This window comes from Kitasatospora sp. NPDC004272 (genome assembly GCF_053603035.1).
In genome coordinates, this window is the sequence record NZ_JBSGET010000201.1 from 1 (window position 1) to 11,114 (window position 11,114).

Consider the following 11,114-nt stretch of genomic DNA (forward strand, 5'->3'; position numbering starts at 1 on the left):
GTGAGCGCCCCCGGGGCCGCCGGGGCGGCGTGGGCGGCCCGCTGGCGGCGGTCGGCCGGGACGGTGCCGGGGTCGGTGCTGCGGGTGGCGCTGCGGGCCTCGCTGGTCGCCGGTGCGGCGGCCGCGGTGGCGGTGGCGCACGACGCGCACGATCCGGGGGTGCTGTGCCCGCTGCGGCTGCTGACCGGCGTGCCGTGTCCGCTGTGCGGCAGCACCACGGTGTTCATCGAGGCGGGCCACGGCCGGTGGGGTGCCGCGCTGCTGGCGAACCCGGTGACGGCGCTGACCGCGGTGGCGCTGGTGTGCGGGCCGTTCGGTCCGGGGCGCCGCTGGCGGTCGCTGTCGTACGCGGGCCGCAACCTGCTGGTGGGGGCGGCCCTGACAACGGCCTGGGGCTGGGAGTTGGCCCGGCTCGGCCTGCTGCGGTCATGACCGGCCGACCGGTCCGCGGCCGCCGCCCGGGGCCCGTCGGAGCCGTCCGCTAATCTGCCCCGCGGTCGGTGTCCACAGCCCGTCCCCAAGGTTTTTCCCGTCCGTCCCCGTTCCTTCCTGCCCGGAGGCACCGATGAGTTACCCGCCCGACCCGAACAACCCGTACGGCCAGCAGCCCCCGCCGCCCGGCTACGGCTACCCGCAGCAGGCCCCGCCGCAGGCCGGCTACGGCTACCCGCAGCAGGGCCAGCCGCAGCAGCCGTACGGCTACGCGCAGCAGGTGCCGCCGCAGCCCGGCTACGGCTACCCGCAGCCGCCCGGCACGATCCAGGCCAACAACGGCTACATCAGCATCGCGAACCTCGGCACCGTCCGGATCGCCACCATGGGGCAGCGCTTCCTGGCCCGCCTGCTGGACTACATCGTCACCTCGGTGATCGTCGGCATCGCGATGGCCGCCGGCCTGGCGGGCGCGATCGGCCTGGCCGACAAGGCCACCAAGGACTGCAGCGGCTACGACGTCGGCTCCACGGCCTGGAACGACTGCCTCGACAGCAACACGCAGGCCGGCACCAACGTCGTCCTGGCGTTCTTCGGCCTGCTCGCCGTCATCGCCGTGTTCGGCCTGCTGTACGAGTGGCTGCTGGTCGGCCTGGCCGGTGCGACGATCGGCAAGATGGCGCTGGGCCTGCGGGTGGTGCGCGAGCACGACGGCCAGCACCCGGGCGTGGGCGGCGGCTTCATCCGCTTCATCATCCCGATGGTGGGCAACCTGCTGTGCGGCGTCGGCACCCTGCTGGTCTACCTGTCGCCGTTCTTCGACAACTCCGGCAAGCTGCAGGGCTGGCACGACCGCGCGGCGAGCACCGTCGTGATCAAGAAGTAGCGGCACCGCGCGAACGCCCGACGGCCGGCGGCGGTCAGTGGAAGAAGTGCCGGGTCCCGGTGAGGTACATGGTCACGCCGGCCTTCTCGGCGGCCGCGATCACCTCTTCGTCGCGGATCGAACCGCCGGGCTGCACCACGGCCTTGACGCCCGCGGCGAGCAGGATCTCCAGGCCGTCGGCGAACGGGAAGAACGCGTCGGAGGCGGCGTAGGAGCCGACCGCGCGCTCGCCGGCCCGCTCGACGGCGAGCTTGCAGGAGTCGACCCGGTTGACCTGGCCCATGCCGACGCCGACCGAGGCGCCGTCCTTGGCGAGCAGGATCGCGTTGGACTTGACGGCCCGGCAGGCCCGCCAGGCGAAGGACAGCTCGGCCAGCTCGTCGGCGGACAGCGCCGCGCCGGTGGCCAGCGTCCAGGTGGCCGGGTCGTCGCCGGCCGCGTCGACCCGGTCGACCTGCTGGAGCAGCAGGCCGCCGGAGATCCGGCGGGACTCCAGCGCGTCGGCGGGGGCCTCGGGGGCGCGCAGCACCCGCAGGTTCTTCTTCTTGGCCAGCACCTCCAGGGCGCCGTCCTCGTAGCCGGGGGCGACGACGACCTCGGTGAAGATCGGGGCGATCTGCTCGGCCAGCTCGACGGTGACCGGGCGGTTGACGGCGATCACGCCGCCGTACGCGGAGACCGGGTCGCAGGCGTGCGCCTTGCGGTGCGCCTCGGCGACGTCCGCGCCGGTGCCGATGCCGCACGGGTTGGCGTGCTTGATGATGGCGACGGCCGGGCCCGCGTGGTCGTACGCGGCGCGGCGGGCCGCGTCGGTGTCCACGTAGTTGTTGTAGGACATCTCCTTGCCCTGCAGCTGCTCGGCGCCCGCCAGGCCGCCCGTCCCGTCGGTGTACAGGGCGGCCTGCTGGTGCGGGTTCTCGCCGTAGCGCAGGACGTTGCCGAGCTCCCAGGTGTCGCCGAGGAAGGTCGGGAACGCGGCCTCGGACCCGGTGTAGCCCGACTGCTCGAACCAGCTCGCCACCGCGACGTCGTACGCGGCGGTGTGCGCGAACGCGGCGGCGGCCAGGCGCTTGCGGGTCAGCAGGTCGAAGCCGCCGCCCTGAACGGCGGTCAGCACGTCCGCGTAGCGGGCCGGGTCGACCACGACGGCCACCGAGGGGTGGTTCTTCGCGGCGGCGCGGACCATGGACGGGCCGCCGATGTCGATCTGCTCGACGCACTCGTCGGGGGTGGCGCCGGAGGCGACGGTGGCGGTGAACGGGTACAGGTTCACCACGACCAGGTCGAACGGCTCGACGCCCAGCTCGGCGAGCTGCGCGCGGTGCGACTCCAGGCGCAGGTCGGCCAGCACGCCGGCGTGCACCCGCGGGTGCAGGGTCTTGACCCGGCCGTCCAGGCACTCGGGGAAGCCGGTCAGCTCGGAGACCTCGGTGACCGGGACGCCCGCGGCGGCGATCCTCCCGGCGGTGGAGCCGGTGGAGACGATGGCGACCCCGGCGGCGTGCAGCCCCTGGGCCAGCTCCTCCAGCCCGGTCTTGTCGTAGACGCTGATCAGCGCGCGCCGGATCGGGCGCACATTCTCGGAGACGGGGGCGTTACCGGAGGAAGCGGCGCTCATGCCGGGATCCATACCTTTCGGTCTTCGATGCGGTGTCCTTCGCGGGCCAGCCGGCCCACGACCTCGACGAGCAGCTTGCGCTCGACAGTCTTGATGCGCTCGTGCAGCGCCTCGCCGCCGTCGGCGTGGTCGGCGTCCTCGACCTCCACCACGCCCTGGGCGATGATCGGCCCGGTGTCGACCCCTCCGTCCACCAGGTGCACGGTGCAGCCGGTGACCTTCACCCCGTACGCGAGCGCGTCGGGCACGCCGTGCGCGCCCGGGAAGGCGGGCAGCAGCGCGGGGTGGGTGTTGACGGTGCGCCCGGCGAAGGCGCCGACGAAGGCGGGGCCGAGGATCTTCATGAACCCGGCGGTGACCACCAGGTCCGGTGCGTGGGCGGCGACGGCGGCGGTCAGCGCGGCGTCCCAGGCGGCCCGGTCGGCATGGTCCCTGATCCGCTGGACGAAGACCGGGATGCCGGCCCGCTCGGCCCGCTCGATGCCCGCGATGCCGTCGCGGTCGGCGCCCACCGCGACGATCCGCGCACCGTAGCCGGGGTCGGCGGCGGCGTCGATCAGCGCCTGGAGGTTGGTGCCGGAGCCGGAGACCAGTACCACCAGCCGGGCCGGACCGGGGGTACGGGGCGGGAACACTTGGGCGTCAGCGGCAGCCACGGCGCGATTCTCCGTACGTCGGGGTGTCGCCCGCTGGTACGTCCACCGTCGGTGGGGCCACTACGGGCGGCGGCAGGTCGGGAGCGACGGCGGCGGGTCGCCGGGCGGCCGCGGCGCTGCGGCCCCGGGAACCGTCGGATGCTGCCGACCGTCACCACGATAACGGCTGGTGGGAGGCCGCCCGTAACCAGCAGGCAACGCTACGCGCGTAGTTGAGACGGGGATCTCGCGCCCGGCCCCGGCGGCCCGGACCGATCCGGCAGGGTGCCGTACGGCCGGGAACCGGCTGGGGGATCATTGTTCCGGGCCGCCCACTCCCCCACCGACGGGGCGGGCCATCCGACGAGCAGAAACGGCCGACACCATGAGCAGCGGCGAGGACAGCGGCGAGCGCAACCCCTTCGCGCCCCCACCGCCCGGCGCGCCCGACCAGCCCTGGCGCCCCCGTACCCCGCAGCCGCCGGCGTCCGGCCCGCAACCGTCCGGTCCGCGGCCGGACGGGCAGCCCGAGGAGGACCGCCCGCAACCCCCGCCGTGGGGCCACCGCCCCGAGCAGCCCGGCCCGCAGCAGCCCGCCCCGCCCAAGCTCGACCCGGCCGACCCGGCCCACCGCACCGCCCGCAACGCCCTGCTCTCCGGCTTCGCCGCCCTGCTCGCGGTGCTGTTCGGCCTGTACTGGCTGGCCTTCCCGCTCTCCCTGCTCGCCGTCTGGTACGCCGTCACCGTGCTGCGCACCCCGGCCGAGCCCGCCGCCGACCCGTTCTCCCCCCGCCCGGTCCGCCCCCAGGTCCCCGCCGCCCTGAGCGCCCTGCTGACCGGCGGCCTCGCCCTGGTGGTCTCGCTCGGCGTCTTCGGCATCCAGTTCGCCTACCGCGACTACCTGGACTGCCGGGACGCCGCGGTCACCCAGGAGTCCGCCCACAGCTGCGCCCAGGAGTACGACGTCCCGGCCTGGCTGAGCAACCTGTACGACGTCGCCGACGAGTAACGGCGGCCCCCGGCGGTGACGCGCGCGCCGGGGCGGGTCAGCCCCGGCCGGCCGGCCCGTCCGGGGCCGGGGTGACGAAGCCGGACTCGTAGGCGGCGATCACCGCCTGGGTGCGGTCCCGGGCGCCGAGCTTGCCGAGCACCGCGCTGACGTGCGTCTTCACGGTCTGCACGCCCAGGTGCAGCTGCGCGCCGATCTCCGCGTTGGACAGGCCGCGGGCCATCAGGCGCAGCACCTCGCCCTCCCGGCCGGTCAGGCCCGCCCGGGCCACCGCGCCGCCGTCGGCGTCCCGCCCGGCCCGGGCGGCGGCGAGCCGGCGGATCGCCGCCGGGAAGAGCAGCGTCTCCCCCGCCGCGGCCAGCCGCACCGCCTGGACGACCTCGGCGGGGCGGGAGCGCTTGAGCAGGAAGCCGTCGGCGCCCGCGCGCAGCGCCTCGTACACGTAGTCGTCGGCCTCGAAGGTGGTGACCACCAGGATCCTCGGCGGCCGGCCGGTGCCGCGGTCGGCGTCGCGCAGGATCGCCCGGGTCGCGGCCAGCCCGTCCAGGCCGGGCATCCGGACGTCCATCAGCACCACGTCGGGGCGCAGCGCGCGGACCAGGCCGAGCGCCTCGGCGCCGTCGGCGGCCTCCCCGACCACCTCCAGGTCCGGCTGGGCGTCCAGGACGGCGCGCAGGCCGAAGCGGATCAGTTCCTCGTCGTCGACCAGCAGCACCTTGACCACGCTCACCGGCCCAACCGTAGCGGCAGCCGCACCCGCAGCAGCCAGTCCGCCCCGTCCGCCCCGTCCGGCCCCGCCTCGCACTCGCCGCCGAGCAGCACCGCGCGCTCCCGCACCCCGCGCAGGCCCTTGCCGCCGCCCCGGCGCGAACTCCCCCTGCCGGTCAGGGGGTTGCGGCAGGACAGCTCCAACTCCCCTTCCGTCAAACGGCCCTGGACCAGGATCGGCGCTCCGGGGGCGTGCCGCAGCGCGTTGGTGACGCCCTCCTGGAGGATCCGGTACGCCTCGCGGGACAGCACGCCGGGCAACTCGGCCTCCTCGACGTCGAGTCGGGCCTCGACCGGGCTGCCGGCGGCGGTCGCGGCGGCGAACAGTTCGGGGGCGCGCCCCAGGCCGGGCCGCTCGGTGGCGGCGGCGTCCGGGGTCTCGCGCAGCAGCACCAGCATCCGTTCCAGGTCGTCCAGCGCCCGGCGCCCGGTGGTCTCGATCGCCTCCAACGCCCGTTCCCGGAACGCCGGATCGGCCACCTCGCGGGCCGCGCCCGCCTGCACCACCGTCACGGTCAGCGCGTGCCCGATCGAGTCGTGCAGCTCCCGGGCCAGCCGGTTGCGCTCCAGCAGGCGCTCCGCGCGGGCCTCGGCGGCCGCCAGCCGCTCCGCCCCCGAGGGGCCCAACAGCCTTACGGCCAGCGCGAGTTGCAGTCGCCCCGCGTACACCACCAGCCAGAGCAGGGCGAAGAGCACCGGCAGCACCGACAGCGGCCACCGCGCCACCACCCGGACCGCCGCCACCGTCACCACCCCGAGCAGCACCCCCAGCCCGACCCGGGCCACCAGCCAGCCCGCCGTCCGCCCCCGGTCCGCCCAGCCCGCCGACGGCGCGACCCCGATCTCCTCCTCCCGCCCGGGCCCCAGCAGCAACCGCGCCTGCACCCCCTCCCCGCGCCGCACCCCCGGCACCAGCGCCAGCAGGCACAGCAACGGCACGTCCACCGCCACCGCCCACGCCGCCGCCCGCCCCGCCGACACCCCCTCCGTCCCCGGGTACACCAGCAGCACCACCCCCACGAACACCACCCCGACCATCAGGTGCAACCACCGGGCGTAGGTGACGGGACGCAGCAGCGGGGAGAACATCCCCCCATCCTCCCCCGGCCCTCCGCCCGCGCCCTCCCTCCCGGGAGGGAGCCGGACCACCCGCGAGCGGGATCCGGGCCCCCGGCCCCGCGCGGTTGACTCGGGTCACCGAGCGGACGAGGGGAGCCGACGTGATCGAGATCCGCGGACTGACCAAGGCGTACGACGGCCGGACGGTCGTCGACGGCCTGGGCTTCCGGGTCGAACCCGGGCGGGTGACGGGGTTCCTGGGCCCGAACGGGGCCGGGAAGTCGACCACCCTGCGGATGGTGCTGGGGCTGGACCGGCCGACCTCCGGGACGGCGCTGGTGGACGGGCGGCCGTACGCCGCGCTCGACCGTCCGCTGTGCCGGATCGGCGCGCTGCTGGACGCCCAGGCCGTGCACCCGGGCCGCACCGCCGCCGGGCAGCTGCGCTGGATCGCCGCCTCGCACGGCCTGCCCGCCCGCCGGGTCGGCGAGGTGCTGGCCCTGGTCGGCCTCGCCGGGGTCGCCGACCGCCGGATCCGCACCTTCTCGCTCGGCATGCGCCAGCGCCTGGGCATCGCCGCGGCCCTGCTCGGCGACCCGGCCGCACTGCTGCTGGACGAACCGGTCAACGGCCTGGACGCGGAGGGCGTCCGGTGGGTCCGGGAGTTGCTGCGCCGCCTCGCCGACGAGGGCCGGGCGGTGCTGGTGTCCTCGCACCTGATGGCGGAGATGGCGCTCACCGCCGACCACCTGGTGGTGATCGGCCGGGGCCGGCTGCTCGCTGACGCCTCCACCGCCGATTTCCTGGCCCGGCACGGCCGCCGCCGGGTCCGGGTCCGCGCCGTCGACCCGGCGGCGCTGGCCGCGCTGCTCGCCGCCGCCCACCCGGACGCGGTCCGCCGCGGCGACGGCTCCTTCGACGTCCCGGACGCCGACCCGGCCCGGCTGGGCGCGCTGGCCGCCGAGCACCGGGTGGTGCTGGTCGAACTCTCCGTCACCCACGACTCCCTGGAGGAGACCTTCATGCGGATGACCGCGGACGCCGTCGAGTACCGGGCGGTGACGGCGTGAGCGCCCCCACGACGTACCCGCTGCGCGCCGAGTGGGCGAAGTTCACCACGCTGCGCCCGCTGTGGGCGGCCCCGCTGCTCGCGGTGGCGCTCGGCGCGGGCATCACGGCGGCCGCCCAGGCCGCGTACGGCCGCACCGACGGCTCGCTGACCGAGGACCCGATGGTGGGCCTCTTCTACGGGCTGAACTTCGGCCAGGTCGCGGTCGCCTGCCTGGGCATCCTGCTGATCGGCCAGGAGTACGCCTCCGGCACCCTGGCCACCTCGCTCGCCGCCGTCCCGGACCGGCTGCGCCTCTACCGCGCCAAGCTGCTGCTCGGCGCCGGCCTGGGCCTGGCCGTCGGCCTGGTCACCGTGGGCTGCCAACTCGCGGCGACCGCCGCCACCGTGGGCCTGGACCCGTCCGCCCCCGGCACCGCCCGGGCGCTCGCCGCCGGGGTGCTCTACCACCCGCTGCTGCTGGTCCTGTGCCTCGCGCTCACCACCGTCCTGCGCAACCAGACCGCCGCCCTCGGCCTGCTCTCCCCCGCGGTCTTCCTCGGCACCACCGCCCTGACCGCCGTCCCCGGCCTCCGCGAGGCCGCCCGCTTCCTCCCCGACCGGGCCGGCCAGTACGCCCTCCGCCTCGCCGACGCCCCCGGCACCCCCTACGGCCACACCACCGGCCTCCTCCTGATGGCCGCCTGGACCCTGGCCGCCACCCTGGCGGGCCTGCGCACCCTGCAGCGCAAGGACGCGTGAACGCGAGCCGCCGAACCCGGTGCCGAACCCGGCGCAACCTCTGGCGAAGCCAGCGGCGCGGGGAACCGCGCGAGCAACCAGGCGGCCGCCGCACGATCGTGAAGGAACGGCAACTCGCCGCCCACCTCACGACCTCGCAGGCGTTCACCTCCCGCTGCGCGCAGTTCCCCGCGCCCCGCCGCGTTCACGCGGCGAGTCGGCACACCAGCCGGTACGCCCCCACCCGGGCGCGGACCACCGGCCCCGCGCCGTCGCCCCGGCGGCCGAGCCACCAGCGCCGCAGCAGCGCCCCGGGCAGCGCGAGGGCGAGCAGCCAGGCGGTCTGGGCGAGGGCGAACTGCCAGGGCACGGGGCCGAGTTCGGACATCCGCCCGGGCGCGAGGGCGCCGCCCGCGAGGTGCCCGACCAGCAGCGCGGGCGGCCCGGCGGCGAGGGCGGTCGCGGTGGCGACGGCCGCGGTCTGGGCGGCGGTCCAGCGGGTGGCGGCGCGGCCGGTGAGCAGGGCGGCGGTGATCGCCGCGGCGGCCGCCGCCGCGCAGGCCAGCAGGTGCCAGTCGGGGCCGCGGTCGGCGGGCAGCAGGCCGAGCAGCGGGAAGTCCGGGGCGGGGCCGAGCCGGGTGCCCAGTGGTCCGGCGTGGCTGCCGGTGCCGACCGCGAAGCCCACGCCGAGGGCGTAACTCGCGGACCAGACGAGCGCGTTGGGCACCAGGCTCAGGCAGGCGAGCAGCATCCCGAGCCAGTCGGCCGCGCCACCGCCGAGCCGCTGCGCCTGCTGTCCGGCGGAGCCGAGCAGCACCGCGACGGCGAGCACCGCCCCGCCGCCGGCGGTCAGCGCGAGCAGCCATCCGGCCAGGGCCCGTCCGGTGGCGGCCGCGGCGCCGTCCGGCCAGAGCGCGGGCGGCAGCGGCAGCCGGGGCAGGCGGGCGGGGCGGCCGAGTCCGCTCCACAGGCCGTGGCCGAGCGCGGCGGCGGCGAGCAGGGCGACGGCGGCGAGGTCGGCGACGGCCCGGGAGCGCAGCACCGCCTGCGGGTCGGCGCACTGGGCGACGGCGACGGCCGCGACCAGCAGGTACCCGGCGTACACGGTGAGCGGGGAGCGCCAGCGGATCCATCCGCGCCCCCGGGTGCGCCGGGCCTGGCGGTGTCCGGCGCGGGAGAGCAGCACGACGGTGACGGCGGTGAGCAGCAGCGGCACGACGGTCACCGGCGCGGCGCCCGGGCCGCGGGCGAGCGGGGCGCCGTGGCCGAGCAGCCAGAGTCCGAAGACCGCCCGGGCCGCGTCCTGGGCGGTGTCGTCGCCGTACGGGGCGAGCACCCACAGGCCGAACACCGGGACGGCGATCACGGACAGGGTGAGCAGCGCGGTGCGGACGCCGGCGAGCAGGTCGGAGAGGGTGGAGCGGCCGTCCAAGTCGCTCGGCAGTCCCAGGATCGGACGGCCCATCAGCTGCGTCATGGCCCTCATGCTGCCAAGGCCACCCGTTGAGGGGTGTCAACGGGCGAACCTTCGCCGTGTCCCGGATTATCAGTACATGTGCCTTTTTCCGGGACGGACCTGCCACGGAGGAGATCGGTGACCTCGCCCTCGACCGCCGAGCCGGAACGGACCACCGGCACCTCACCCCGGGCCCGTGCGGACGCCGAACTCCTGCTCCGCCGCCTCTCCCCGCAGGAGGCCCGGGCGCTCGCCCGACTGGCCGCCGGGGACGACCTGCGCGCCGTGGCCCGACACCTGGGCGTCGCCCCCGGCACCGCCCGCAGACACCTCGACCGGGCGGTCCGCAAGCTCGGCGTCCGCGACCGCGAGGAGGCCGTGGCCTTGGTCGCCACGCTCGCCCCCGCGACGCCGGAAGCGGCCCCGGAAACGGCCCCGCGGGCGCCGCAGGCCCAGGCCCCGCAGGCCCCGGCGCCGGCCGTCCACCCCGCACCCGCGCCCGCGCCCGCACCCGCGCCCGTCGAGTTCGTCGGCCCCCCGCGGCCCGTACCGCAACCCGCGCCCGACGCCGACGCCCCCGCCGGCTTCGGGGAGTTCGCCGCCCTGGTGCACGCCCGGCTGGTGCAGCAGACCTTCCTGCTGACCGGCCACCGCCACCGCGCCGCGCACTGCGTGCACCTGGCGCTGGGGTCGGCCGCCCGCCGCTGGGAGGAGGTCGCGGCCGACCCGGACCCGGAGGGGCGGGTCCGCGGGGAGGCGTTCGACCTGGCGCTGTCGCCGTGGCACCGGGGCGGCCCGCGGCGGGCGCACCTGCTGCGGTGGCCGCGGCGGCGGATCGTGGTCGACCCGGCGGGCGCGCCGGAACCGCCCGAGCCGCCGCAGCGGCTGACCCGGCAGGACCGGGCGCTGGTGAAGGCGCTGCTGCGGCTGTCGCGGCCGCGGCGGCGGGCGCTGGTGCTGCACGACACGCTGGGCCTGCCGGTGGAGCGGGTCGCGGTGGAGGTGGAGTCGAGCACGGCCGCGGCCGAGAGCCGGGTGCGCTCGGCCCGGGCCGAGCTGGCCCGGGAGGTGCCCGCACTGGTCGGGGCGGACCCGGAGGACCCGGAGTTCGCGGAGCGGCTGTCGGCCCTGCTGCACCGGGCGGCGGTGCACGGCTGCCCGGGTCCGCGGCTGCCGTCCACGGCCCGGCTGGTCGCGGACAGCCGGGTGCACACGGGGCTGGTGACGGGCGCGGCGGCGGCGCTGACCGTGCTGGTGGGCGGGGCGGTGGTGGCCACCCTGCTGGGGGTGGGCCCGTCGGAGTCGGACCCGGCGGGGCCGGTGCGCGAGACGGCCTGCACCTCGACCGGTTCGGGCAGCGCGGGCCCGGCGTCCCCGTACGGCGCGCCGGGGCTGCGGACGCCGTGGTGCGGCCCGACCCCGGGCGTCCCGGCCCGGTTGGCGGGCCCGCCGGGGCCGTTGC

11 protein-coding genes are annotated in these 11,114 nt (G+C 76.9%); 6 read left to right on the plus strand and 5 right to left on the minus strand.

The features are described from left to right. Window positions 1-432 (plus strand): DUF2752 domain-containing protein (locus tag ACWEO5_RS36045; protein ID WP_452166325.1); only part of this gene is annotated, 432 nt, incomplete at its 5' end. Window positions 433-565: 133 nt separating this feature from the next. Further along, on the plus strand, window positions 566-1,318 hold the full coding sequence (locus ACWEO5_RS36050) for an RDD family protein (RefSeq protein WP_452166326.1): 753 nt from the start codon (window positions 566-568) through the stop codon (window positions 1,316-1,318). 34 nt (window positions 1,319-1,352) lie between these two features. Here ACWEO5_RS36050 and purH read toward each other — a convergent pair whose 3' ends face one another. Next, a complete protein-coding gene (gene purH / locus ACWEO5_RS36055; protein WP_452166327.1) occupies window positions 1,353-2,936 on the minus strand; it encodes a bifunctional phosphoribosylaminoimidazolecarboxamide formyltransferase/IMP cyclohydrolase in 1,584 nt (527 codons plus the stop codon). Further along, window positions 2,933-3,592, minus strand: a complete 660-nt coding sequence (gene purN / locus ACWEO5_RS36060; RefSeq protein ID WP_452166328.1) for a phosphoribosylglycinamide formyltransferase — start codon at window positions 3,590-3,592, stop codon at window positions 2,933-2,935. The genes purH and purN overlap by 4 nt, the downstream gene beginning before the upstream one ends. Window positions 3,593-3,956: 364 nt before the next feature. Between purN and ACWEO5_RS36065 the strand changes: the two genes are divergently transcribed. Next, window positions 3,957-4,580 (plus strand): hypothetical protein, encoded by a 624-nt coding sequence (locus ACWEO5_RS36065; RefSeq protein ID WP_452166329.1) that lies wholly within the window; start codon window positions 3,957-3,959, stop codon window positions 4,578-4,580. A 37-nt stretch (window positions 4,581-4,617) separates the two neighbouring features. Here the strand turns inward: ACWEO5_RS36065 and ACWEO5_RS36070 are convergent, their stop codons facing one another. Next, entirely contained in the window at window positions 4,618-5,310 is a 693-nt protein-coding gene (locus ACWEO5_RS36070) for a response regulator transcription factor (RefSeq protein WP_452166330.1), read from the minus strand. Continuing rightward, window positions 5,307-6,437 (minus strand): sensor histidine kinase, encoded by a 1,131-nt coding sequence (locus tag ACWEO5_RS36075; protein ID WP_452166331.1) that lies wholly within the window; start codon window positions 6,435-6,437, stop codon window positions 5,307-5,309. The genes ACWEO5_RS36070 and ACWEO5_RS36075 overlap by 4 nt, the downstream gene beginning before the upstream one ends. 131 nt (window positions 6,438-6,568) lie before the next feature. On the opposite strand from ACWEO5_RS36075, the gene ACWEO5_RS36080 reads away from it, so the two are divergent. Together ACWEO5_RS36080 and ACWEO5_RS36085 are read left to right on the plus strand one after the other, a co-directional pair. Further along, window positions 6,569-7,477 carry an ABC transporter ATP-binding protein gene (locus ACWEO5_RS36080; protein WP_452166332.1) on the plus strand — a complete coding sequence of 303 codons (909 nt, stop codon included), beginning with the start codon at window positions 6,569-6,571 and terminating at the stop codon, window positions 7,475-7,477. Then, window positions 7,474-8,217: an ABC transporter permease gene (locus ACWEO5_RS36085; RefSeq protein WP_452166333.1), complete on the plus strand. Its 744-nt coding sequence runs from the start codon at window positions 7,474-7,476 to the stop codon at window positions 8,215-8,217. The genes ACWEO5_RS36080 and ACWEO5_RS36085 overlap by 4 nt, the downstream gene beginning before the upstream one ends. Before the next feature lie 184 nt (window positions 8,218-8,401). On the opposite strand, the gene ACWEO5_RS36090 is transcribed toward ACWEO5_RS36085, so the two are convergent. After that, complete coding sequence (locus ACWEO5_RS36090; RefSeq protein ID WP_452166334.1) at window positions 8,402-9,673, minus strand: cell division protein PerM; 1,272 nt, start codon at window positions 9,671-9,673, stop codon at window positions 8,402-8,404. Window positions 9,674-9,790: 117 nt separating this feature from the next. Here ACWEO5_RS36090 and ACWEO5_RS36095 point away from each other — a divergent pair. Beyond that, on the plus strand, window positions 9,791-11,114 hold a 1,324-nt coding region (locus tag ACWEO5_RS36095; protein WP_452166335.1), incomplete at its 3' end, for a LuxR C-terminal-related transcriptional regulator.

What these genes read in the sequence shown, in the direction of transcription:
- ACWEO5_RS36075 (WP_452166331.1), bottom strand. Translation starts at nt 6,437, where the DNA reads ATGTTCTCCCCGCTGCTGCGTCCCGTCACCTACGCCCGGTGGTTGCAC.
- purH (WP_452166327.1), bottom strand. Translation starts at nt 2,936, where the DNA reads ATGAGCGCCGCTTCCTCCGGTAACGCCCCCGTCTCCGAGAATGTGCGC.
- ACWEO5_RS36090 (WP_452166334.1), bottom strand. Translation starts at nt 9,673, where the DNA reads ATGACGCAGCTGATGGGCCGTCCGATCCTGGGACTGCCGAGCGACTTG.
- ACWEO5_RS36050 (WP_452166326.1), top strand. Translation starts at nt 566, where the DNA reads ATGAGTTACCCGCCCGACCCGAACAACCCGTACGGCCAGCAGCCCCCG.
- ACWEO5_RS36065 (WP_452166329.1), top strand. Translation starts at nt 3,957, where the DNA reads ATGAGCAGCGGCGAGGACAGCGGCGAGCGCAACCCCTTCGCGCCCCCA.